General features: G+C 56.2%; 20 protein-coding genes. 5 read left to right on the forward strand and 15 right to left on the reverse strand.

Annotated features, from left to right (window positions below; all coding sequences use genetic code 11):
- Window positions 1-10: 10 nt before the first annotated feature.
- The 5 genes from D777_RS09945 to D777_RS09965 form a co-directional block, all read right to left on the reverse strand.
- The gene (locus tag D777_RS09945) at window positions 11-781 is read right to left on the reverse strand and encodes an SDR family oxidoreductase (protein WP_036131540.1); all 771 of its coding nucleotides are present in this window, start codon (window positions 779-781) and stop codon (window positions 11-13) included.
- A gap of 16 nt (window positions 782-797) precedes the next feature.
- Window positions 798-1,487, reverse strand: coding sequence for a histidine phosphatase family protein (locus tag D777_RS09950; protein WP_036131542.1), 690 nt, complete (start codon window positions 1,485-1,487; stop codon window positions 798-800).
- Window positions 1,487-2,551, reverse strand: coding sequence for a phosphotransferase family protein (locus D777_RS09955; protein WP_036131543.1), 1,065 nt, complete (start codon window positions 2,549-2,551; stop codon window positions 1,487-1,489). Before D777_RS09955 ends, D777_RS09950 begins: the two co-directional genes overlap by 1 nt.
- A gap of 42 nt (window positions 2,552-2,593) precedes the next feature.
- On the reverse strand, window positions 2,594-3,415 hold the full coding sequence (locus tag D777_RS09960; RefSeq protein WP_036131545.1) for an SDR family oxidoreductase: 822 nt from the start codon (window positions 3,413-3,415) through the stop codon (window positions 2,594-2,596).
- A gap of 358 nt (window positions 3,416-3,773) precedes the next feature.
- The gene (locus D777_RS09965) at window positions 3,774-4,982 is read right to left on the reverse strand and encodes an acyl-CoA dehydrogenase family protein (RefSeq protein ID WP_036131546.1); all 1,209 of its coding nucleotides are present in this window, start codon (window positions 4,980-4,982) and stop codon (window positions 3,774-3,776) included.
- A gap of 145 nt (window positions 4,983-5,127) precedes the next feature.
- Between D777_RS09965 and D777_RS09970 the strand changes: the two genes are divergently transcribed.
- Window positions 5,128-6,033 carry a LysR family transcriptional regulator gene (locus D777_RS09970; RefSeq protein WP_036131548.1) on the forward strand — a complete coding sequence of 302 codons (906 nt, stop codon included), beginning with the start codon at window positions 5,128-5,130 and terminating at the stop codon, window positions 6,031-6,033.
- On the opposite strand, the gene D777_RS09975 is transcribed toward D777_RS09970, so the two are convergent.
- Both D777_RS09975 and D777_RS09980 read right to left on the reverse strand, forming a co-directional pair.
- Window positions 6,027-6,383, reverse strand: a complete 357-nt coding sequence (locus tag D777_RS09975) for a hypothetical protein (protein ID WP_036131550.1) — start codon at window positions 6,381-6,383, stop codon at window positions 6,027-6,029. The two genes, D777_RS09970 and D777_RS09975, sit on opposite strands and share 7 nt — an antisense overlap.
- Before the next feature lie 29 nt (window positions 6,384-6,412).
- Complete coding sequence (locus D777_RS09980) at window positions 6,413-7,177, reverse strand: EAL domain-containing protein (protein WP_201443362.1); 765 nt, start codon at window positions 7,175-7,177, stop codon at window positions 6,413-6,415.
- Window positions 7,178-7,393: 216 nt separating this feature from the next.
- Here D777_RS09980 and D777_RS09985 point away from each other — a divergent pair, with 216 nt between their 5' ends.
- Both D777_RS09985 and D777_RS09990 read left to right on the forward strand, forming a co-directional pair.
- The gene (locus D777_RS09985; RefSeq protein ID WP_036131552.1) at window positions 7,394-8,545 is read left to right on the forward strand and encodes an isocitrate/isopropylmalate dehydrogenase family protein; all 1,152 of its coding nucleotides are present in this window, start codon (window positions 7,394-7,396) and stop codon (window positions 8,543-8,545) included.
- A gap of 103 nt (window positions 8,546-8,648) precedes the next feature.
- Complete coding sequence (locus D777_RS09990; RefSeq protein WP_036131554.1) at window positions 8,649-9,908, forward strand: aspartate aminotransferase family protein; 1,260 nt, start codon at window positions 8,649-8,651, stop codon at window positions 9,906-9,908.
- A gap of 73 nt (window positions 9,909-9,981) precedes the next feature.
- Here the strand turns inward: D777_RS09990 and D777_RS09995 are convergent, their stop codons facing one another.
- From D777_RS09995 to D777_RS10005, 3 genes are all read right to left on the reverse strand, one after another.
- Complete coding sequence (locus D777_RS09995; protein ID WP_036131556.1) at window positions 9,982-10,554, reverse strand: DUF1439 domain-containing protein; 573 nt, start codon at window positions 10,552-10,554, stop codon at window positions 9,982-9,984.
- A gap of 112 nt (window positions 10,555-10,666) precedes the next feature.
- Window positions 10,667-10,858 (reverse strand): CPXCG motif-containing cysteine-rich protein, encoded by a 192-nt coding sequence (locus D777_RS10000; RefSeq protein WP_036131558.1) that lies wholly within the window; start codon window positions 10,856-10,858, stop codon window positions 10,667-10,669.
- Between the two features lie 8 nt (window positions 10,859-10,866).
- The gene (locus D777_RS10005; RefSeq protein WP_036131560.1) at window positions 10,867-12,093 is read right to left on the reverse strand and encodes a pyridoxal phosphate-dependent aminotransferase; all 1,227 of its coding nucleotides are present in this window, start codon (window positions 12,091-12,093) and stop codon (window positions 10,867-10,869) included.
- A 163-nt stretch (window positions 12,094-12,256) separates the two neighbouring features.
- Here D777_RS10005 and D777_RS10010 point away from each other — a divergent pair, with 163 nt between their 5' ends.
- Complete coding sequence (locus D777_RS10010; protein WP_036131562.1) at window positions 12,257-13,237, forward strand: D-2-hydroxyacid dehydrogenase; 981 nt, start codon at window positions 12,257-12,259, stop codon at window positions 13,235-13,237.
- A 109-nt stretch (window positions 13,238-13,346) separates the two neighbouring features.
- On the opposite strand, the gene D777_RS10015 is transcribed toward D777_RS10010, so the two are convergent.
- The 5 genes from D777_RS10015 to D777_RS10035 all read right to left on the reverse strand — a co-directional run bounded on the left by D777_RS10015 (window position 13,347) and on the right by D777_RS10035 (window position 20,736).
- Window positions 13,347-14,435, reverse strand: coding sequence for a fatty acid desaturase family protein (locus tag D777_RS10015; RefSeq protein WP_036131565.1), 1,089 nt, complete (start codon window positions 14,433-14,435; stop codon window positions 13,347-13,349).
- 238 nt (window positions 14,436-14,673) lie between these two features.
- Window positions 14,674-15,339, reverse strand: coding sequence for a response regulator transcription factor (locus D777_RS10020; protein WP_036131566.1), 666 nt, complete (start codon window positions 15,337-15,339; stop codon window positions 14,674-14,676).
- A gap of 41 nt (window positions 15,340-15,380) precedes the next feature.
- Window positions 15,381-17,327 (reverse strand): acetate--CoA ligase, encoded by a 1,947-nt coding sequence (gene acs, locus D777_RS10025; protein ID WP_036131569.1) that lies wholly within the window; start codon window positions 17,325-17,327, stop codon window positions 15,381-15,383.
- 340 nt (window positions 17,328-17,667) lie between these two features.
- Entirely contained in the window at window positions 17,668-19,206 is a 1,539-nt protein-coding gene (locus D777_RS10030) for a fatty acyl-CoA reductase (protein ID WP_036131572.1), read from the reverse strand.
- Between the two features lie 222 nt (window positions 19,207-19,428).
- Window positions 19,429-20,736 carry a MinD/ParA family ATP-binding protein gene (locus tag D777_RS10035; RefSeq protein WP_036131574.1) on the reverse strand — a complete coding sequence of 436 codons (1,308 nt, stop codon included), beginning with the start codon at window positions 20,734-20,736 and terminating at the stop codon, window positions 19,429-19,431.
- A gap of 235 nt (window positions 20,737-20,971) precedes the next feature.
- Between D777_RS10035 and D777_RS10040 the strand changes: the two genes are divergently transcribed.
- Window positions 20,972-22,954: an HDOD domain-containing protein gene (locus D777_RS10040; protein WP_036131577.1), complete on the forward strand. Its 1,983-nt coding sequence runs from the start codon at window positions 20,972-20,974 to the stop codon at window positions 22,952-22,954.
- Window positions 22,955-22,978: the final 24 nt, after the last annotated feature.

Raw genomic sequence — 22,978 nt, forward strand, 5'->3', positions numbered from 1 at the left:
CGCCCGGCTATCAGACCGTCAGATAACCACCGTCGGCGTTGATGCACGCACCGGTCGTGTAGCTGGAGGCATTGGAAACCAGGTAAAGAACCGTTCCCGCCATCTCAGAGGGGTCAGCCACCCGCTTCATCGGGATGTGGGCCATGGCTTGCTTCTTGATCGCATCATTAGTGGTCAAAGCACTGGCGAACTTGGTGTCGGTCAGGCCTGGCAGCAACGCATTCACCCGCACGTTCTGTTGCCCGAGTTCCATGGCGAAGGATTTGGTCATAGAGATGACCGCAGCTTTGGTCACGGAGTAAATCCCCTGGAAATGCCCGGGGTTAACACCGTTTACAGAGGCCACGTTAACGATGGAACCGCCACCGTTCTTCTTCATCAGTTGGGCACCGCGAGCGCACATGAAGAAATAGCCCCGGATATTCACGTCGACGGTCTTCTGAAATGCGCCGATATCCGTATCCTCTACCGGACCAAAGTAAGGGTTTGCGGCAGCGTTGTTCACCAGGATATCGATCTTGCCGTGGGTGTTGTTGATGTGTTCCCAGACACCTTCAATCTGCTCCATTTCGCCAATGTGGCAGGCATAGGCCTCGGCGCTTCCGCCGGCCTCACGAATGCTGCTGGCTACCTTTTCGCAGTCATCAATCTTACGGCTGCTGACAATGACGTGAGCACCATAATCGGCCAGCGTCCGTGCGATGCTTTCGCCAATGCCACGGCTCGCGCCGGTGATCAGTGCTACCTTGCCACTCAGGTCAAACAGGTCTTTGCTGCTCATTGCTTTACCTCAATCTTTATCGGAATGTCACCAGGGCGGGGTCTTCCGCTTCCAGGTGGCTGTAATTATTGAAAACAGACAGGCTACGACGCGGGCCGGAATGCAGGATGCGGGAGACACTGGTATTGGCAATGACATTGTTCATCGCCAGGGCCTTCGCATCGGAAAGTTCCAGCAGGTGCTGGGCAATCACTGCGATGGGGCCGCCGGATGTGGAGACCAGTACGTCGCCACCATCGGCGTAGCCAATCAGCTCATCGAGAGCCGTTATGACCCGGCGCTTGAACCCCTCCCAGGTTTCGGCGTATTCACTGTCATAATCACCGCTGACCCAGCGGGCCATGGCCTGCTCGAAAACTTGCTGGAACAGCCGTGCCGGCTTGGGAAACGCACTCATATCCCGGGCCATGACCTGCCGGTCAGCCCACTCGGGCTTCATACGCTCAACCACCTGCATGTGGTCAAATTCGTTCAGGCCCTCAACCGCTTGCATATCCGGCAACGCCTGCCCGTAGCCCGAGGTAATGGCCTCGACGGTTTCCCGGTGGCGCTCCATATTGCCGCCAAAGACCGCTTTCGGTTCCACCTTGCCGGCCAACCAGCGACCTAGCACCTGGCCCTGCTCCCACCCACGGGGCGAGAGCTGGTCGTAGTTGTCCTTGCCGAAGCTGGCCTGGCCGTGGCGAATCAGATAAACCGTAGCCATTACAGGGAACTCTCGGAGATCAATCGCTGACAGCGCTTTTCCAGGTAGTTCGCGGCGTGCCCGAACGCTGCAAATCGCTTGTCTTTCGTCTGCCCATGGTAATAGCGGTAATAGATCTGCTGGATAATGACCGCCAACCGGAACAGGCCGTATATCTCGTAGAAATCGAAGTTATCCGCCCGGAAACCGGATTTTTCCATGTAGTAGTCGACCACTTCCTTGCGGGTCAGCATGCCCGGACGGTGCGTGGGCTGACGGCGCAGTATCTGGAATGGCCCCTCGTCATCAGCCTGAATCCAATAGGCAAGGCTGTTGCCAAGGTCCATCAACGGGTCGCCAATAGTGGCCATTTCCCAATCCAGCACGCCGATGACCCCAAAGGGGTTGTCCGGGTTGAGAACGACGTTATCGAAGCGGTAGTCATTGTGGATAACCACCTGGGCGACATCCTCCGGCATCTTGTCGTTGAGCCAGCTCATGACCGCTTCAAAATCGCCGACATCGTCGGTGCGGGCCTTGCGAAAGCGATCACTCCAGCCTCCGATCTGGCGCTGAACATAACCTGCGCCTTTACCGAGTTTGTCGAGCCCGGCGGCCTTGGCGTCCACCTCGTGCAGATCCACCAGCTTATCGATGACATTGAGACACAGCTTGCGGGTATCCGCTTCGCTCAACTCGAAGTCCTTTGGGAAGTCCTGGCGAAGGATGATGCCTTTGAGGCGCTCCATGACGTAGAAATCACAGCCCAGAACGTCATGATCGTCGCAGATCGCGACAATGTTTGGCACATAGGGATACACCGGCTTCAAGGCCTCCATGACGCGGGCTTCCCGAAGCATGTCATGGGCAGACTTGGCAATCTTGCCCAACGGCGGCCGGCGCAGTACGTAGGAGTTGTCGCCATAATCCACCTGGTAGGTCAGGTTGGAGGCACCACCTGGGTACTGTTTGATTGCTGGCTCACCTTCCAGACCCGGAACGGCCTGTTTCATGAATTGGTCGACAGCGGCGACATCCAGCTCTTCACCTTCGCGGATTTCCACTGCCTGATCGATCTGTGTCATTCGCGTTCTCCTGTCATCGTGCGACGCGGGAGGCTCGGCCAATCAGGCCTTTGCCTTGCCACCCATCTTACCCATCCAGCGCTTGCTCTCCTGGTGCATCAGCCAATCAAACGCCCAGGGTGCGTGACGCTTGAGCATCCACATCCGGCGCTCTTTGGCATGGGGCAGCACCCAGAAACTCTGATCGTTCACGCTCCGGACAATGTCCTCGGCCACATCGCTCGCGGTAATGTTCGAACGTTTCATCAGCTTGTTCACGTTCTGCTGTATGCCGGGAATATCGGACCGCATGGAGCTGGTCAGGTTGGTCTGGAAGAATGCCGGGCAAACGCAGCTGACGTGAATGCCAGAATCACGAAGCTCCTGGCTGAGGGTCTCGGAAAGCGCGATCACACCGGCCTTGGAGACGTTGTAGCTATCCATGAGCGGTGCCAGCATCAGGCCGGCCATGGATGCGATGTTCACAAATGCACCCTTGCCCTGCTCTTTGAACAGAGGTGTAAAGGCCTTGCAGCCACGGACAACGCCCATGACGTTGATATCGAGAATCCACTCCCAGTCGGCAATGGTGGTGTCTTCGATGGAACCGGCAGAGGCCACGCCGGCGTTGTTCACGACAACGTCCACACCGCCCCACTTCTGTACCAGATCATCCCGCACTTTCTCGAAGTCGCTCAGGCGGCGTACGTCGCACTCCACGAAGTGACCTTCACCACCGGCCTTGTTGATCTCGGCTTCAACTTCAACGCCCTGCTCCGGGCTGATATCCCCGATACAGACTTTCGCGCCTTCTTTGGCATAACGCAGCGCAATCGCCCGTCCAAGACCTGAAGCGCCCCCCGTAATAAATACTCTCTGTGCCATTCTCGTTGTTCTCCGTTTTGTATGGAGTTCTTTTTCTGTTGTTTACTGGACGGTTTGGGTGCCAGAGCTTCTGGTGGGGATGTTTTTCAAAACTCGCTCCTTCGGCACGTCCATGTGACGCTTGAGCTCCGCCATCCCTGGCTCCGCACAGTTTTGAAAAACATCCCCACCAGAATCTCCAAAACACCGTGCGGCCTGCAAAACGCTGGCTACTCCGGTGTTCGATAGAGCCGGTGGCAGGGCGTATCTGAAACTGTGCGGAGCCAGGGATGGCGGAGCTCAAGCGCCCATGGATGGCCGCAGGAGCGGGTTTCAGATACGCCCACCGGCTCGACTGCGCCAACACCCAAAACCAACGTCACTTGTACTTGCGAAGCTCCAGCCGAGCCACCATCGCCCGATGCACTTCGTCAGGCCCATCAGCCAATCGCAATACCCGAGCATAGGCGAACAACGCCGTCAGCGGGAAATCATCATCGCTGACGCCACCACCACCGTGAATCTGAATCGCCTGATCCACAATGGTCTGCAACATCGAAGGCACCACCGCTTTGATCATGGAGACTTCCTGCAACGCCCCCAGAATGCCCTTGGTATCGAGCGCCCAGGCACATTTCAGAGTCAGCAGGCGTGCCTGTTCGATGGACATACGAGCGTTGGCGATGATGTCTGGGTTTCCGCCGAGTTTGGCAATAGGCCGACCGAAAGCCTCGCGAGTCATGGCGCGTTTGATCAGAAGCTCAAGGGTGCGCTCCGCAGCGCCAATGGCGCGCATGCAGTGGTGAACACGCCCGGGTCCGAGGCGGCCCTGGGCGATTTCAAATCCCCGGCCCGGGCCGGCGATGATGGCGCTTTTGGGTAATCGAACGTTGTCGAAAACAACTTCGCCATGGCCATAAGGCTCATCGTATGCGCCGAAGACTGGCAACATCCGTTCGACTTTCACGCCCGGGGTATCCAGGGGTACCAGAACCATGGAATGCTGGCGATGCTTATGGGCGTCCGGGTCGGTGAGCCCCATGAAAATTCCGACTTTGCAGTCCGGGTGGCCGATCCCGGTGCTCCACCACTTGCGACCATTGAGCACGACTTCGTCGCCTTCAACAATCGCTGTCGCTTCCATATTAGTCGCGTCGGAGGAGGCCACACCCGGCTCGGTCATACAGAATGCTGAGCGAATTTCACCGCTCATCAGGCGAGGCAGCCATTCCGCTTTCTGCTCTTCGGAACCGTAATGAATCAGCACTTCCATGTTGCCGGTGTCTGGCGCATTGCAGTTGAAGATTTCGGGCGCAATAAAGCTTCGACCAGTTTCCTCAGCGATCAGCGCATAGTCGGAATTGAGCAAGCCACAGCCATGCTTCTCATCCGGGAAGAACATGTTCCAAAGTCCCTGGGCCTTTGCCTTTTCTTTAAGCTCCCGGATGATGGGCAGCACTACCCAACGATTTTCCTGGGACGCCAGTTCCTTGTGGTACTGCTCTTCAATCGGGTAAATCTCATCCTTCATGAACTGCTTCACGCGATTGAGATAGTCCTGACCTTTCTCGGAAATATTGAAGTCCATCAACCAATCCTCGCTGACATTACCGGGCAAAAGCGCCCTGGAAATAAATGTTGGAATCAGTCTAGGACGGCACAGACTATTACGCGACTGAATTATTCTAATCGTTTATTATTAACGGGACTTATCTGGAAAATGGACTCACGACATGGCCCTGAATCGCCTGGATCTCAACCTGCTGCACGTGTTCGATACCATTTATCGCGAGGGCAGCCTGACTCGCGCCGCCAAGGCTCTGCACCTCACGCAACCGGCTGTCAGCCATTCACTGTCCCGCCTGCGGGATCACTTTGATGATCCTCTGTTTACCCGACAGGGCAACCAGATGGTGCCGACACCATTGGCCCGTCGGTTTCTGGAGTCCATGCGCCCCGGACTCACCCAGATCCAGAGTGCGGTCAATCAGTTCCACGCGTTCGATCCCGCCAGTCAGAGAAAGACGTACTCGCTGGGCCTGCGGGATATTCTCGAATCCACCTACCTGCCGCAGCTGATGAAGCGGCTGGCTCCCTACCCGGAACTGGAAATTACCAGCCAGAGAATTGCCCGGCGCGATATGGAGACACAGCTTGCTGCTGGCAAACTCGATTTTGCGGTGGATGTACTGCTTCCTGTCAGCAGTCAGACGTCTCATGAGCTGCTTCGTCAGGACAGATTGGTGGTATTGGCTCGCAAGGACCACCCGCTGGTGGCCCATGGTCTGTCGATGGAGAACTACCTGGAGGCAAAACACGTTCTGGTGTCATCCAGAACCGAAGGACCGGGCATCGAGGACTTTGAATTGTCCCGGCTCGGCGCCCATCGAAACATCCGACTGCGCTGCCAGCACTATTTCGCAGCATGTCGCGTGGTGGAGGAGACCGATCTGCTACTGACCATGCCGGAAACCTATGCCCGCCTGATTGCAGAGCGCTCCAACATCTCGATCATGGACCCGCCAGCGGACCTACCATCTATCGATGTGCACCTGTACTGGCACAAAGCCTATGAGAAAGAACCAGCGCTAATCTGGTTCCGGCAACAACTGAGGGACTACCTGGACCAGGATCAGTAGGCACCGACAAGCATCAGGAACGCAAAGAAGCCAGCCCCGGTTATCCCCACGGCGGCCATCACAATACCCAACCCCCACCAAATGGCTGCGGCGTCTGATATGTCCACGCCGTGGCCCCGGAGAGTCCGGTAGAAAGCCCATGGACCGAGTACAAAGGCCCCGGCAACCGCCATCAACAGCCCAACGCTGATACCGGCAAATGTCCAGGTAGCGAGCACGGTAGCACGGTCTGATACCTGGTCAGTCACGCCATGGTGCTGCAGGAACTTTTTGCAGAACAACCAGAGCAAAGCAAACAGAGCAGCAACAAAAACGAGGCCGCCAATCAGTGTAATGATTCGATATAACAAGATAACGTCTCAGCGAGTGGTGCGTTGAACTAAGCCGGTATGCTGGGCTCAGGTAAACATTCAAATCCCGGCCGTGCAAAAAGGTAACCCTGAAAAAGCGTTATGCCCTCATTTCGCAGCCAACGGTATTCTTCCTCAGTTTCCACGCCCTCGGCGATGATCTGGCCGCCCAGCAGATTCATCATTGTGATAATTCCAGAGACAACCGCTTGTTTGTTGGGTCGTTCATGAATGTCCCTGATCAGCTCCATGTCGAGTTTAAGCAGGTCTGGAGGACTGGCCGTCATTATATTGTATCTCGAATAGCCAGCACCAAAATCATCAATCGCGGTACTGAATCCCATCTCTTGATACGATTCGATAATAGAAACCAGATGACCAACCGACGACAGATTCTCATCCTCGGTCAGCTCAAAAATGATCTTACTGGTATCAAAATCATAGGTTCGTGCAGCCGCGAGCGTGGTCCGAATGCAATACTCGGGCTGGTACACTGCGTTAGGCATGAAGTTAATACTCAGCATAGCCTTCATATTCAGGCGGGCAGCGAGCTTCACTGCACGAACCCGACACACCTGATCAAACGCGTAACGGTTTCTCTCGTTTACCTTCGAAAGAACGCTTGGCGCCGGCTCGCCCTTGGGCCCCCTCACCAACGCTTCATAGGCGAATACCTCGCCCCGGTCAGTGTCAACAATAGGCTGAAATGCGAAGCTGAAGGAAAAATCCAGTCCCGCACCACACTCACACTGCGCGCAGTGTGATTCATCAAACAATACAACCGGCAGATCCATCAAAACTCCTCTTCGGCTCCAGCTATGCCGCTTTTAGCGGCATATTTTGGCGGGAACATTACCAGTTTTCCCGACCGACCACCAAGCAATACAAGTTACCCCCACCCGAGACTATAGGCGCTTAAATCAAGTGTTGCACAAAGTGGCATCAGCTGTGTCCCAGACTACACTGGGATTTGGAAACCAAACCGCCTGTAAGCAGAAGGAGTCTCAGGAATGGCCGACACTATACGCATCGCAGTCACCCCCGGCGATGGCATTGGCCCCGAAGTCGTAGGCGAAGCGGTAAAGTGCCTCGAGGCACTGCGAGCCAAACACGGTCTGGCCCTTGAATGGACGCGCTTCCCATGGCCGTCTCATGCCTGGCATGAGGATCACGGTGAATCCTGGCCGGAAGATGCACTTGAGCAACTCCAGAAATTTGATGCGATTCTTCTGGGCGCACTGGGTGATCCTGGCCCGGTGGATGATCCGGAACGTTACCTGTTACCCGACAGCATCTCCCTCTCGCCCCTCCTGGATATGCGCAAGGGCTTCGACCAGTGGGTTTGTGAACGCCCTGCCCGCTTGCTCCCCGGGGCCCGGCAATACCTCGCCGATGACCGCGCAAGAGACATCGACATGCTGGTTATCCGGGAAAATTCCGAAGGCGAGTATGTCAGCCAGGGCGGCCGCCTCCGCAAAGGCACCCCGGATGAAGTTGCGACTCAGATGGAAGTGTTCACCCGCAAGGCCACGGACCGCATCATTCGCTATGGATTCGAACAGGCCAGAGCCAGGGCCGCGGACAGGATCAAGGAAAGTCGCACCCGCAGTTTTCGCACCATTGATGGTCGCACCTGCGAAAGTCAGGTCTGCCTGGTCACCAAACGCAATGCGCTCAGGCATTGGGGCGATATGTACACCGAGGCCTTCGAGGAGATCAGCAGGGAATACCCGGACGTGGCGATACACCACGAGTTGGTGGATGCCGCCTGCATGAAGTTTGTTCAGAGCCCCTGGGCCTTCGATGTGGTGGTCGCCAGCAATCTCCAGGGCGACATCCTCACAGATCTCGCCGCCGTGCTCTCTGGCGGCATGGGGGTGGCCCCCTCCTGCAACCTGAACCCCACCGACCCGGACATGCCGTCCATGTTCGAGCCCACTCACGGCAGCGCACCGGACATTGCCGGCCAGGGCCTTGCGGATCCAACGGCGATGCTGTTCACCACGGCACGTATGCTTGAGTGGCTGGGGCGGAAAGATCCGAACCTGGCAGCCGCGGGCAAGGCGCTGTTCCAAGCGGTCGCGGCTGACCTTGCAGAGAACTCGACACGGCAACGGGGTACCCAGGAAATCGGCGCCGCCATCTGTGCACGGCTTGCTTAACGGATTCTCTGAAAATCTCAATTAAATTCGTCATTTGGTTTCAAAAACCGTGTGACAGGAACTAGTCTCCAAGAGGGACTAAATTCACTTCGGGAGGTATATCGTGACCGACCACAAAGGCAAATTGTCACCACTGCTCAAGCAGGCCACAGGCATCACTGCCGCCAAGGGCGAGGGCGCCTATATCGTTGATCCGGAAGGACGCCGGTATCTCGATTTTACGTCCGGTATCGGGGTTACGAGTACCGGACATTGTCATCCGAAGGTGGTGGCGGCGGCCCAAAAGCAGGTCGCCACCATGATTCACGCTCAGGCAACCACCGTCATGAATCCCCGGCTGCCAGAGCTTGCAGAAAAACTGGGCGAACTGACCCCTGACCCGCTGAACGCCTTCTTCTTCTCCAACGCCGGGACCGAGGTTGCCGAAGGCGCCATCCGCCTGGTTCGGCAGGTTACCGGCCGACCCAATATCATTGTGTTTCACGGCGGCTTCCATGGCCGGACCATGGGTTCCCTGTCACTGACGACCTCGAGCGTAGGGCTTCGCGCCGGTGTCAGCCCGATGATGGGCGGCGTCGTTGTATCTCCATTCCCCCATGCATTCCACTATGGCTGGAGCCTCGATGAAGCAACCGACTTCTGCCTGAAGGAACTGGATCGTATTTTTGTTACCTACTCCGCCCCGAAAGAAACCGCGGCCATGCTTATCGAGCCGGTTCAGGGCGAAGGTGGTTATGTACCTTCCAATACCCGTTTCATGCAGGGGCTGCGAGAGCGCTGCGACAAGCATGGCATCATGCTGGTGTTCGACGAGGTACAAGCCGGCTTCGGTCGCAGTGGCAAGTTCTGGGCTCACGATCACTTTGGCGTCACACCTGACGCGATCATGATCGCAAAAGGCCTGGCCAGCGGCTTCCCGATTTCTGCATTGGCCGCCTCGGAAGAGACCATGGCCAAAGGCTGGCCCGGTTCCCAAGGCGGCACCTACGGCGGAAACGCGGTTTCGGCCGCAGCGGCCATTGCCACCATCGATGTCATACGGGAGGAAGGCCTGGTTGAAAATGCGGAGCGCATGGGCAAACGCCTCCGGGACAATCTTCACACGCTGAAAAAAGACTACCCGGATATGGCCGATGTGCGCGGCATGGGGCTGATGCTTGGTGTCGAAATGCGCCGGGGCGATTGCCCGGATGGCGATCGTGCCGCTGGCATCCTGAAAGAGTGCGAGAAACGCGGGCTGTTGATGCTGCGTTGCGGCCCATACGGCGAGATTGTCCGTTGGTTACCGCCACTTATCGTCACCCAGGCGCAGATCGATGAGGCCACGGGCATTTTCGAGGAGGCCCTGAAAGCCACCGCGTAACGCACCGGCAAACCGGCAACAAAAAAGGCAGGCTCCTTGTGGACCTGCCTTTTTTCAGTTTGTGACCACTGACTTACTGATCGGCCATGACAAACTCGAGTCGACCGGGAGCCACACGGATATCCACCGGCATCATGCCAAACATTTTCTGTGCCGGATCTGCTTCATCCAGCCGATACACCGGCATGGTCTCAAGCATCTGGGCCACCACCCGCATCACACTGTCGGTGACTGGTGCCAGATCCCCTTTGAACAACGGTGAATCAATGCTGCTCTCAAGCAACTGCAAGCGGCGGATGAAGACCGCCTTCTCCTGACTGTCATAGACCGGAGCCCCCTCCACTTTCAACGCGATATCCACCGGAATCTTCGCCAGCATTGCGTTCAGGGCAACCTGCCCTTTCACATCAATGACCGCCACATCGCGACCATCGGGTCCCAGAGTAATGTCCGCATCGTTCAGACTGAGGCTCAGGGGCGAGCCACTCTGCAGTTGTTGCTTGTCGTAATCACTGACTACGCCCTGGAGGTGGCGCTCCAGTTCGCCTTCGGAAATCGAATAGGGGGAAAAGCTGGCACACCCGCTCGTCAACGCCAGTGTGGCCAGGCCAAGCACCGCCAGCCCTTTCATTAAGGTTGTTTTCATTGCTCGTCTCCATGGAACCTGACTTAATCCTGCGCCAAGGGACGCGTTCAGGCAACTATTGGGGGTTACTATTCGGCAAGGAAGGCCCGGTCAGACAGAAGAACCTGGGCGATTACTCGCTTTCGGCCCAGGCTTGAACGTGGGGAGTAAGGTCATCATCAATCGTGACGTGCAGCACAATGGGCTGACAGCACACCTGGCAGTCCTCAACATACTGCTGCTCCGGTACGGAAGGGTCGACGCTGATGTCCAGCGTCTCCCAACAGTACGGACATTGGATGAGAACCGAGTCCAGGGCAGACATCTCGCGACTCAGAACTGCTGCTTGGCCATCCAGGGAATGATCCTGTCGAACGCTTCCTCCAGCTTTTCGCAGGTCGTGGAGAAACTGATGCGCACGGCGTTCGTGGATTCCTCACCGAAGGCATCCCCCGGAACGACGCAGACGCCAGTCTCCTTAAGCATTCGCAGCGCCAGATCCGAGCCATCGACGTGGGGCGGCAAGTCCGGAAACGCGAAAAAGGCGCCGCCAGGCTTGTAGCCTGTCATGTAGGGTGTCTGATCAATCAGCTCTACGACCTTATCGCGTCGTTCACGATAGATGTTGACCATGTCCTGTACGCATTGCTGATCACCAGTCAGTGCTGCCACACCCGCAAACTGAGACGGCGTGTTAGCCACCGAGGTGGTGAACATGTGGTAGCGACGCAGGGACTTGATGGCCGCCTGGCTGGAGATAACCCACCCTACCCGCAGGCCAGCCATACTGTAGGTCTTGGAAAAGCTGGAAATACACATGATGTTATCCAGGTCCATGGAGCAGTTCAGGACACTGGCAAAATCATCATCGTCGAAAATCAGGTGGTCATAGACTTCGTCGGCATAGACCTGAATGCCGCGGTACGCACACTCCTCCAGAATGGTCTCCACCGTCGTCCGGGGATAGACCGCACCAGTGGGGTTATTCGGATTGTTCAGGATCAACGCAAAGGTGCGGGAGCCCATTGCGCGTATCACCTCGTCCGGATCAAGCTGGTGATCATTTTCCGCACGGGTCGGAATAAACTTCACCTCGCCGCCGTTCATCCGGATCAATGGCGCGTAAAGAAGGAACGACGGGTCTGTAACCAGGAACTGCCGCCCGGGCGCTGAGGTCGCCGAGATCGCGAGGTACATTGCCTCGGTGGCACCACTGGTAATCAGGATGTTGTCCCGAGTCAGCTTACGGTTGTATCGCTTGCCGTAATAGTCGCGCAGGGCCACCAGTAACTCCGGCAGGCCAGCATCCATGGTGTAGCCTGTCTGGCCGGCATGGAGCGCATCGATATACGCGTCCACGATGTGCTTCGGTGTCGGGAGATCCGGCTGACCGATCGACAGATGAATCACATCTTTCATGGTCGCCGCCATGTTGACCATCCGGCGGATACCCGGCACCGGGATCGCCTGCATGGCAGGGTTCCAACTGGCCTTGTTCTTGCGATACTTCACCTTACGGGGTCTGCTCTGGCCGGTATCCTTGTTGGCGGCTTCTGCCATAAAAACCTCCTGCAAACGAGGGAAAACAAAGTAGGGAGCTTCCATTGCAGACTAGTCAGTAAATTCAGGCTCTACAAGGGAAAATTTGACCCAACACACAAGGCAAACCAGACTGTATCTAACCCCTCATTCTCTTTGCAGTTTTCAGTCAGGTGGAGGACCGATGTCTCAGCAAAACAAACCCGTGGTTACCATACTCACTGCCCCGGGTGAGCCGGAACCACCAGGCACTGACGCCATCAGCGCGAGGGCTGAGGTCCGGTTTGCCTGCGATGAGCAGACCTTGCGTGACACCCTGCCCGGAACCGATGTCATGATGGTGACGGATTTCCGGACTGAAGCGCTGGAGGCGGCCTGGTCATCGGCAAACCAGCTGAAATGGATTCACGCCACCAGTGCCGGTGTGGATGCCCTGATGTTCCCTGCCCTGATCAGCAGTGATGTGGTCGTGACCAACGCCCGCGGAATTTTCGATCGGACCATTGCCGAGTATGTGCTTTGCACCATTCTGATGTTTGCCAAGGATTTCCCGGCATCGATCCGGCTGCAGATCAATCATGAGTGGAAACACCGGGATACTGAGAGAGCGGAAGGCAAGCAGGTGCTGGTGGTCGGCGCGGGCTCCATCGGCCGGCAGATAGGTCGTTTGGTTGGCGCCGCAGGCCTGAGCGCACATGGCATCGCCCGCAAACCCAGACATGACGATCCGGATTTCGTCGCCGTGCACGGCAATGACGAACTATTCAATCAACTCGGCCATTCGGATTATGTGGTCATTGCGGCCCCACTGACACCGCAGACGGAAGGCCTGTTTGATGCCAAGGCGTTCAAAGCGATGAAGAATTCGGCGCGGCTGATAAACATTGGCCGGGGGCCGATCGTCAAAACGGATGATCTGGTGGCTGCGTTGGAGTCCGGGGAGATCGCGGGCGCAGGGCTGGATGTGTTCGAGGAGGAACCGCTGCCGGCAGATCATCCTCTGTGGGATATGGAAAACGTCACCATGACCGCGCATATGGCGGGTGATTTTATCGGCTGGAAGCGGGCCCTCACGGACCAGTTCCTGGAGAATTTCGACCACTGGCACAAAGGGCAGGCGTTGTTTAACCTGGTCAACAAGGAGCTTGGGTACGCCGGGAGCTAGGCTCGCTTTGCACTAGCTCCGGAGCCACCGGTGACAGGGGCTCCCAAAACACGCTGTAGCTACACCCCTGTACGCTCTGCTCCGCCATCCATGGCTCCGCAAGGTTTTGTCAGCCCACCGAAGCGGCAGCGTATTTCTTTTGCAACGGCATCAGATCGAACACCCTTTCCGGATTGTTCGGGTCCACCAGCTCCGTCGATGATTTATAAACCCTGGGCGTGGTGTACAGGAGTCTCAAGGCAGTGCTGTGAGGCATGGCCATGTAGCGTTCGCCGTGATTCGTTTCCAGCCACTGCCGCACCCGCGGGGCCTTGTTGGAGGACATTTTCGGGAAGAAGTGGTGCTCCACATGATGGCTAAAGCGGAAGTGCAACCTGTCTAACAGCGGGTGGCTACGCAAGCTCATGGAGTTGTCCAGCGGGTTGTTCGTTGCGGTCTGGGGGCGCAGGAAATGGTTGGTAAGTATGTACCCTTGTCCCAATGCATTGGCAACCATGAAGGGCACCAGCACGGTAAACAAGGCCAGAGGACCGGAAATGACAGCCAGCGCCGTCCAGAGTGCGATGCAGACAAATACCTGACGGATGGCACGGGTCCGGTCGAAGCCTTTGAACTGCTTGCGTCGCTTCGCCTGCAGCCAGAGCACGAGCTGGGCGTGGAAGGTGAATGAGTAGGTCAGGAACAGGTAGCTGTACCAGGTACCAGAACCGGGCGCCAGCTTTGTGAATTTTTTCTGTTTCGGGTCCGAATTGTAGCGGCGCATGGTGCCGAAGCTGTCCGGGTCGACATCTCCCTGATTGGTATTGCCGTGATGGATAACATTGTGCCACTTGCGCCAGAACTCGGGCGGAACCAGCAGCGGTCCGAAGCCAAGCCAGCCGAAAAAGTTCTGCCAACGCCGGCTCATGCCCAGCGCCCCATGCAATACCTCGTGGGCCAGCAGCGCCTGACAGCCGATGGTATGCCCCACCAGTAACCCGAGGCACAGGTTGACGTACCATGGCAGCCCCGCCAGCAGGATTGTTGCCATTCCACTCCATATAATCAGTTGCAGCGGCAGGAACCAGACCACCCGCCAGGACTGGGGAGCAAAGGTATCTTTCGGCAACTCTCTCTTCATCCGATCACGGAGTTCCCGCTCATCGGGCTTCCCAAATATCGGCTTGCCCGAAGTGTCGGGCTTTACGACTGCATTCATTCGGCACCTGCCATTTGCTCAATCACAGAAAATTCATTTCAGAGTACAACTGTGCGCTGAATTTACACAACTTCAGAAGAATTAACAACAGCGGCAATATTAATGAGGTTTAACAAGGCCCAAAAAGAGAACAGTCGTACCAATTAAAAGAAAATCATCGGAAGAGGCACACAGGGAGGGCAACAAAAAACGGGAGCCCGAAGGCTCCCGTTTCAAAGAAATCCGAAAACGCGTTTGGTCAGCTACCAGACAGCGACTGGTCCGACGGATCGATTTCCATCTGCTGAATGGCAATGACTGCCTGGGTGCGGTTACGAACCCCCAGTTTCCGGAATACGGCAGTAATGTGGGCCTTGATTGTGGCTTCCGAGACATCAAGGTCGTAGGCGATCTGCTTGTTCAGAAGCCCCTCGGCCAACATACCCAGCACCCGGAATTGCTGCGGCGTCAGTGACGCCAGCTTTTCGGAGAAGTCCGTGGCATCAGTTTGCATGCGTTCGATCTTTTCCGCCACACCTTCTGGCAGCCAGACATCCCCTTCCAGGACAGCCTGAATTGCTTCGGTGATGGTTGGCAGTGGCGCTGACTTCGGAATGAAGCCAGACGCCCCATAGTCGATCGAACGACGCATAACCTGCAATTCCTCGGAGCCTGACACAACGACCACAGGTAACCCGGGGTACTGCCCTCGCATAAAGACCAGCCCGGAGAAACCGTGGGCTCCCGGCATATTCAAGTCCAACAGGACCAGATCTGCATCGGGATGCGACTCAACCGCCGCCTGCAGTGACTTGATGCTATCGACTTCAACCGTCTCGGCATCCGGTACCGCCTGACTGACCGCTTGCTTCAATGCTGCACGAAACAGCGGGTGATCATCAGCGACGATAATTGTTTGTGCCATTCAAACCTTCCTTACAGGTTAATGTTACTCACCAGATCATACTATGACTGACGACCACTGATGAGATCATCCACCACACTGGGATCTGCAAGCGTGGAGGTATCACCCAACTGATCGTGCTCGTTAGCCGCAATCTTACGCAAAATCCGACGCATAATCTTGCCTGAACGCGTTTTCGGCAGTCCCGGCGCCCACTGGATCACATCAGGCGATGCAATCGGACCGATTTCCTTACGAACCCACTGTACCAGTTCTTTCTTGAGCTCATCAGTTGGTTCTTCGCCATGAACCAGGGTGACATAGACATAGATGCCCTGCCCCTTGATATCGTGCGGGTAGCCAACAACCGCCGCTTCAGCGACCTTTTCGTGAGCAACCAGAGCGCTTTCGACCTCGGCGGTACCCAGGCGGTGGCCGGATACGTTCAGCACGTCGTCGACACGGCCGGTAATCCAGTAGTAACCATCTTCGTCACGACGGGCACCGTCACCGGTGAAATACATACCCTTGTAGGTACTGAAGTAGGTCTGAACAAAGCGCTCATGGTCACCGTAGATGGTGCGCATCTGACCAGGCCAGCTATCCAGGATAACCAGGTTACCCTCGGTCGCACCTTCAAGGATGTTACCGTCGTTATCAACCAGCGCAGGCTGCACGCCAAAGAACGGCAGGGTTGCAGAGCCCGGTTTGAGATCAACCGCGCCCGGCAGCGGGGAGATCAGAATGCCGCCGGTTTCCGTCTGCCACCAGGTGTCCACGATCGGGCACTTGCTGTTACCGATGACACGGTGATACCACTCCCACGCCTCAGGGTTGATTGGCTCACCAACCGAACCGAGCAGTTTAAGGCTGTCACGGGTAGTGCCATCCATGCAGGATTCACCCTCTGCCATCAAGGCACGAATCGCGGTCGGCGCGGTGTAGAGGATGTTGACCTGGTGCTTATCAACGACCTGCCCCATGCGGGAGCTGTCCGGATAGTTGGGAACGCCTTCGAACAGGAGCGTGATCGCACCATTGGCGAGCGGGCCATACAGAATATAGCTATGGCCGGTCACCCAACCGAAGTCTGCTGTACACCAGTAGACGTCGCCATCGTGGTAGTCGAAGACGTACTGATGGGTCATGGACGCATAAACCATGTACCCGCCGGTGGTGTGCAGAACCCCCTTCGGCGCGCCAGTAGAGCCTGAAGTGTAAAGCATGAACAGCGGATCTTCGGCATTCATCGGCTCAGGCGGGCAATCGGCAGAAGCAGACGCCATCAGGTCTTCGTAACGTTCATCACGACCTTCATTCCAAGGTACTTCTTTATTGCCGGTGCGAGTCACGACCACCACTTTCTCGACGCTGGCAGACTCTTCAGCTTTCAGAGCCGCGTCCACATTTTTCTTGAGCGGAATTTTGCGACCACCGCGAAGGCCTTCATCGGCCGTGATCACGAACCGGGATTTGCCGTTAACGACACGGGCGCCAAGCGCTTCCGGGGAGAAACCACCAAATACCACAGAGTGGATGGCGCCAATACGCGCACAGGCCAGCATCGCCACGGCGGTCTCAACGATCATCGGCATGTAAATAGTGACGACATCGCCCTTCTTCACACCCAACCCTTTCAGGACGTTGGCGAACTTGCTGGTTTCCTCGTGCAGCTCACGATAGGTCACGTGGCGGGAGTCGGCCGGATCATCGCCTTCAAAAATGATAGCGGTCTGATCGCCCCTGGTTTCAAGGTGGCGATCCAGGCAGTTGGCTGATGCGTTCAGCTGACCGTCTTCAAACCATTTGATGGACAGGTTGTTGTAATCGTAGGTGGTGTTTTTGACCTTGCTGAACGGCTTGATCCAGTCAAGACGCTTGCCGTGCTCGCCCCAGAAGGCGTCCGGTTCTTCAACTGACTGACGATACATCTCGTCATACTGAGTCCGGTTCAGAAGTGCTCTTTCAGCCACCTCTGGCGTTACCGGAAATAGGTGTTTATCAGTCATTGTGCTCCCCCTTTAGTCAGAGTCTGTTGTCATTGTCGGTTTTTGGAATACAGATCGATCGGGCCTCTTGGGACCCCGCAGACGGATAGCTGTAAGTTCAACATGTGTGCCACTAAACAATGAATTAGACTAACGTCCTAAAGTGCATAGGCTTTTAGCCCAATCTAGCTGGAAAACGACAAGAAAAAGACGGCATTTTTCGCAAAATGACGAGCTTAAGTAAGGATAGATGCAAAAGCCACATTCGCAACCACCAGCCGGCGCTGGTCAGTCACCCGTGACGATCAGGAAAAGGGAGGGAGCCGGCCCGATCAGGGTTGAACGGGCCGGGTTATCAGTATCAAGCTGCCTTTTTGCGAGCTTTTGCGGACCGCAGGCTGCATAGCTTGCGTTCCTTGAGAGCATACCGGTTCAATCCCGCCATATGGATCTTACGCAGGTACACCGCCCAATCGATCTGGCGGGCATCCACCGGGAAGAGGACTTTGTCCACGTCACCCATTCTGGCGGCCAGAGCCAGCAGGTCATCGTTCCGGAAGATGTAGTCCGGCGCGGTGTAGAACCCAAAAATGGTTGCCAGCGAACGGCTGGTGTCCAGATTGCGCAGCGCCTTGAGTTCGCGGCTCTGCCCGAGCATTTTCAGCACACGACTGGTGATTCTGAGTGGAATTCGTACCCCGCCAACCACCGTATCGAACAACCTGCGATTCACAGCAATGAACGGCTTGCTCGGTTTGCGATAGAACAGCTGATCGTATTCGGCGTAGTTTTCCTTCGCCTCTTCCATGAGATGATCGATGAATTCACCGAGCGTGATCGGATTAGAGCTGCCGCTGCAGCACTGATAAATCCGCCGCTGGGCCGGCTCGGAAACGGCCTCCGCCAGCCCCAGAATAATGCTGTTCGCCACGAGGTCGACGGGAATGACATCAATGACGCCCGAGCGCTTACCCGGAAACAGGGTCACTTTTTCCCGGGCATACGCGAGAATAATGGCATCCGCGACTTTCACGCCCTCGATCCAACCCGGGGCCGGCTCTTCCAGAGCGCTCTCGATAATGGAAGGTCGCACGATAGTCAGCGCCCGCCCTGCCAGGGCCTTCATTAATAGCTGCTCACCCAGCCATTTAGTGAACGTGTAGGTATCACTCCAGCCATAATGGTTGGCTTCCCGGATACCCAGATCCACAAGCTTCTTCTCCAGCACCTTACCGGAATACCGTGAACGGACATCCGCTACCTTGTCATCCAACAGGCGAACCAGCTCGTCGATCTCGTAATACCCCTCACTGCTGCGAGGAATATCTTCACCAGCCGGTTTGATAACCGATTCAGTAACCGGACCGGCGTTCATGCCATTCACGTAACAGGTGGAAACCTGCAACACCGTCAGATTGGCGTTCTGCCTGGCCAACTCCGCGATTCCTTCAAGGCTACGGGTGTTAATGGACAACGCCTTGTCCAGCTCTTCACGGAAGTTAACACTCGCGGCCGAGTTGATGACCGCATCCAGCCCTTTGGCCAGTTTGCTGAACTGATCCGCTCCGAGACCAAACAGAGGCTCAGTGACCTCCCCGGTCACGCAGTGCACACGGTCTTCAACAAACGATTCGAACGCCTCGTTGTCCTCCTGACGGAGTCGCTCAAAGACCGACGATGTGGCAATTTCGTTCATGAAGCGACCACGGGCGTCCGGGTGCCGTTTATTGCCGCGTATGAGCAGGTGTATTCCGCCAATATCCGGCACAGCCCGAATCAGTTTCTCGAGCACAACTTTGCCAAGAAAGCCGGTGGTACCAGTAATAAGAACATGTTTTCCGCGAAGCCGATCGAGCACCTCGGACGACGACTCTCCGGGATTAGTCTGCTGTGTTGCCATAGGAGAACTCCTTCTCTACGAATAAGAGCTACAGCCGGTCCGACATCTGCCGGCAGGAAGAACTGTGAACCACTTGGAAAGGGCGCTGCATATTGCGGGCCACCACCGGAAATTACGCTCAATCTTTGCACAGCCGCGGTGACAGTACGGTGACATACAGCAAAGTTACGATACAAAAAGCGCTAAAAAAATGACGAGAAAATCGGCAGTTCGATGGTCTGCCTAGCCGTGGCCGGAACCGCGATCTCCGGCAAGGGATTTGAGTAGCTGGTCGAGGGATATGTCTGCAGGCTGCGCCTTGAGCGCCTGTAACAACTGGTCTTGTTCGCCAAAACTGATGCGGTCGTACACCGGTTCAGACACCATGGTTTCATGTACTGGCGCCTGCACATCAACAGGTCTCACCGGATGTATCTCATCGGCGAGGTGACGGAGATGCTCGGCCAGATGAGCCTTGCGTTCACCACTCAGGCTTTCCCACCTCATGGCTCCCAACCCGGTCTGAATAATCTCCACGGTGTCGCTGTCTACCGTGCCCCCGAGCAGTGCAAACAGGCGGGTAAACGCCTCATAACGAAGCAAGCCATTATCCGGTGATTGCGCCAGAATCGATTCCAGCTCCGATATGGCATTCATGCATCTCTCGCGAACGCTGAGCGGTTTCGGCGCCCTTTTCTGAGGCTGAACGTTACCCTGTTTACGGGAAACGCTATGCCAGTAGGCTGCAATACCGGCTTTACGCCTTGGGAGCTGAGAAAGCCGAACATCCAGCATATCCGCCAGAGTATGAAACTGGCGACAGGAGGGATCACCGACAGGCAGGAGCGCAACCGGATGCTGGTTGAGCACCGACTGACGCAGGGTTTCATCCCGCCAGATCCCGCCGAGGTAGTGAAAGCCCTCCCCCAGATGACGCTGCGCTGCGGCGTCCAGGCGCTGGAAGACAGACCGTGCCTGGCTGGCACCCTGCGCCATGTTCACCAATATACTGGGCACTCGTTTGTAGCCGCGACGCTTCATGACCTTCATCAGGGAAAACGCATCCGTCAGCGACGCCGGATCCGGGGTAACCACAATGCAGGCCAGCTCGGCCGCAGCGATCATATGAAGACCTGAGGCCTGCAGGCCCGCAGCGGTATCCGTGATGACATAGTCATAACGACTTTCGAGCTGGGACAGTGCTCGCAGGATCCGAAGGCTATCATCAGGACTCATGTCCATACATTCCTGCACGCCCGAAGCTCCCGGTACGATATGTAGACCGTACTCGGCTTCCAGCAACGTATCTTCCAGCCGGCACTCACCGGCCATGACGTTGGCCAGAGTTTTCTGCGGATACAGACCCACCATGATGCTGACGTTGGCGAGGTCAGTGTCACCATCCAGTAGTAAAACCCGTTTATTCTGGCGCGCAAGCGTGAGCGCCAGATTCAAAGCGACTGACGTTTTACCGACCCCGCCCTTTCCACCGGTGATCGCGATGGTTCTGGGTTGGTTTGATTTGTGCTTGGAAGGCTCTTTCACTGACATGTTCGAAAATCTACATCCCTGACTATAGTGATTTTCGCACTTTCACCTGTAAAAATTCTACACATATCACATGACGGATAATATATTGCTTAAAAAAACACCAATAAGTATTTAATAACGACGGATTATTGTCTAAGCTCAAATGCGTTGTTTAAGAATGAACAGCCCGTCAGTTAAAAACGGGCAGGTCCAATAACGAAAAAATAGAAACGTCACAGGCGCGGCAGATCGATCCATGCACATGGCACCCGATATACAGCTACCGAGTCTCCCGGAGGTCACTCTGCGGGCGCTTGAGGCGTGCCACCAGGAAGAGAGCTACCGCACGATCAGCGACATCGTCTCGGCCGATACCGCCCTTGTTGCGCGAATTCTCGCACTCGCTAATTCCGCGCTTTACGGCCCCATTTCCCGCATCAAATCCGTCGATCAGGCACTACTGCGCCTGGGCACGCGACGATTTCACACGCTGGTATTAACCGCCGCCCTTCGACAACTGCTGTTTGAACTGGGAGGCGATGAATGGCAACAACTCCGTGACTTCTGGCGACACTCGCTCACCACCGCATTGACGGCAAGAGCACTGGCAACATTGACACGCTACCCCGAGCCTGATGAAGCCTTCATGCTCGGCATGCTACACAACATCGGCGAGCTGATTGCCCTGAAGACCCCCGACCCCGAGGCCAGGCAGCACTACTTCAACCATCAATCTGATATAGCTGCAGACCTGGTAGCATCCTGGGGACTGGGCCCCATCGCTGCCGATGCCATGCGTTATCAGCAAGCTCTGCCGAACGAACTCAAAGACGCCAGCCACCTTGTGAAGCTGATCAGCCTGTCGACCCGGCTTGCGCTTTCCGACGCCGCTGGTATCGCAGCGGCGGCCACCATATTCGGCCTCAACGAAGAGCTGACCCGGGAAATCAATCGCAGGATCAGCCATGAAGTCACTGGCATGGCGGAATCACTCGGCATTCCTCTTGAAGACGACTACGATGGTGAAACCGCCACCCGCCAGCTGAAACAGATCATTCTCCGCCAGGCGATGGCGAATCAGGCGCTTGGACTGAACGAATTCCACGGCCCGATCGACGATGCGCTCGCGGAAACCGTCAATAGCCTGACGCTGATCACCGGGTTGCCAGCTCTGTGCTTCGGCCGATCCGAAGATAACCTTGTTCTGCTGTCCAGCACCATCGGTGACATACCGTCATTTTCCTTGTCCGCCAAGCCCGGCGGCAGCGTGCTCACCGAGGCATTCAATACAAAAAAACCAGCTCGCCTCGGCGACCGCAACCCAACCGTTCTGGACCGCCAACTGTTGGCGCTACTGCACTCCCCGTCACTGCTGGCCGTACCCGTGGTGACGGATGACGAGTGTCCCGGAGTGTTTGCACTGGGAACCGACAGTGAGGGACTCGACGTAACCGAAGAGATGGCGTCGATATTCACGCGTGAGCTGGCACTGACTCTTAACCGATACAGCCTCAAGGGCTCCGGAAATCAACCGGATTCAGACCTGGACAACCAGCTTGCTCGCGAAGCCATGCGCAAACAGGTGCACGAAGTCAGCAATCCACTGACGATCATTCGACAATACATATACCAGCTTAGAAGCCGATTGGACGACGCAAGCGTCAGGGAAGAGCTGGATGTCATTCGGGATGAACTGGATCGGGCCGGCAACCTTCTTCTGCAGATGAGCCACTCCACCTCCGGATCAGCGGATGGAGAACCCACAGATCTCAATGAAGAAATGAACAACCTGTCACGAATTTTGGAAGACAGCCTGTTCACCGAAGGAAAATACGAGTTCAACGTGATACCGTGCGCGCAACCGACCCTGGTCCAGGCCAGCGCTTCGCCGATTCGACAGATCGTTATAAATCTTGTCCGGAACGCAGTTGAAAGCCTCCCGGAAAGCGGCGGCAAGGTTGAACTCAGGACCTCCGCTCCAGTTTGGCAAAACAACCGCAACTGGGTAGAACTGGAAATTACAGATACCGGGCCAGGGATCCCCAAGGATGTAAGGGAATCCCTGTTTGCTCCGATAAAAACGGTAAAAGGTGAAGGCCACAGTGGTTTGGGCCTGAGCATCGTAAAGCAGTTAATTGATGACATGGAGGGCATCATTGCTTGCAGGACAGGGCAGGAAGGCACGACCTTCAGGATACTGCTGCCCGCCGCAAGTCATGAAAAGAACGACACTGACTGACGCAGAAACGACGGACAAAGACCG

It is taken from the genome of Marinobacter nitratireducens, assembly GCF_000708045.1.
GTDB classification, from domain to species: Bacteria; Pseudomonadota; Gammaproteobacteria; order Pseudomonadales; family Oleiphilaceae; genus Marinobacter; species Marinobacter nitratireducens.

What these genes read in the sequence shown, in the direction of transcription:
- D777_RS10030 (WP_036131572.1), bottom strand. Translation starts at nt 19,206, where the DNA reads ATGGCAACACAGCAGACTAATCCCGGAGAGTCGTCGTCCGAGGTGCTC.
- D777_RS10005 (WP_036131560.1), bottom strand. Translation starts at nt 12,093, where the DNA reads ATGGCAGAAGCCGCCAACAAGGATACCGGCCAGAGCAGACCCCGTAAG.
- D777_RS09960 (WP_036131545.1), bottom strand. Translation starts at nt 3,415, where the DNA reads ATGGCACAGAGAGTATTTATTACGGGGGGCGCTTCAGGTCTTGGACGG.
- D777_RS10010 (WP_036131562.1), top strand. Translation starts at nt 12,257, where the DNA reads ATGTCTCAGCAAAACAAACCCGTGGTTACCATACTCACTGCCCCGGGT.
- D777_RS09995 (WP_036131556.1), bottom strand. Translation starts at nt 10,554, where the DNA reads ATGAAAACAACCTTAATGAAAGGGCTGGCGGTGCTTGGCCTGGCCACA.
- D777_RS09985 (WP_036131552.1), top strand. Translation starts at nt 7,394, where the DNA reads ATGGCCGACACTATACGCATCGCAGTCACCCCCGGCGATGGCATTGGC.
- D777_RS09970 (WP_036131548.1), top strand. Translation starts at nt 5,128, where the DNA reads ATGGCCCTGAATCGCCTGGATCTCAACCTGCTGCACGTGTTCGATACC.
- D777_RS10040 (WP_036131577.1), top strand. Translation starts at nt 20,972, where the DNA reads ATGCACATGGCACCCGATATACAGCTACCGAGTCTCCCGGAGGTCACT.
- D777_RS10015 (WP_036131565.1), bottom strand. Translation starts at nt 14,435, where the DNA reads ATGAATGCAGTCGTAAAGCCCGACACTTCGGGCAAGCCGATATTTGGG.
- D777_RS09950 (WP_036131542.1), bottom strand. Translation starts at nt 1,487, where the DNA reads ATGGCTACGGTTTATCTGATTCGCCACGGCCAGGCCAGCTTCGGCAAG.
- D777_RS10035 (WP_036131574.1), bottom strand. Translation starts at nt 20,736, where the DNA reads ATGTCAGTGAAAGAGCCTTCCAAGCACAAATCAAACCAACCCAGAACC.
- D777_RS10000 (WP_036131558.1), bottom strand. Translation starts at nt 10,858, where the DNA reads ATGTCTGCCCTGGACTCGGTTCTCATCCAATGTCCGTACTGTTGGGAG.
- D777_RS10020 (WP_036131566.1), bottom strand. Translation starts at nt 15,339, where the DNA reads ATGGCACAAACAATTATCGTCGCTGATGATCACCCGCTGTTTCGTGCA.
- D777_RS09945 (WP_036131540.1), bottom strand. Translation starts at nt 781, where the DNA reads ATGAGCAGCAAAGACCTGTTTGACCTGAGTGGCAAGGTAGCACTGATC.
- acs (WP_036131569.1), bottom strand. Translation starts at nt 17,327, where the DNA reads ATGACTGATAAACACCTATTTCCGGTAACGCCAGAGGTGGCTGAAAGA.
- D777_RS09955 (WP_036131543.1), bottom strand. Translation starts at nt 2,551, where the DNA reads ATGACACAGATCGATCAGGCAGTGGAAATCCGCGAAGGTGAAGAGCTG.
- D777_RS09965 (WP_036131546.1), bottom strand. Translation starts at nt 4,982, where the DNA reads ATGGACTTCAATATTTCCGAGAAAGGTCAGGACTATCTCAATCGCGTG.
- D777_RS09980 (WP_201443362.1), bottom strand. Translation starts at nt 7,177, where the DNA reads ATGGATCTGCCGGTTGTATTGTTTGATGAATCACACTGCGCGCAGTGT.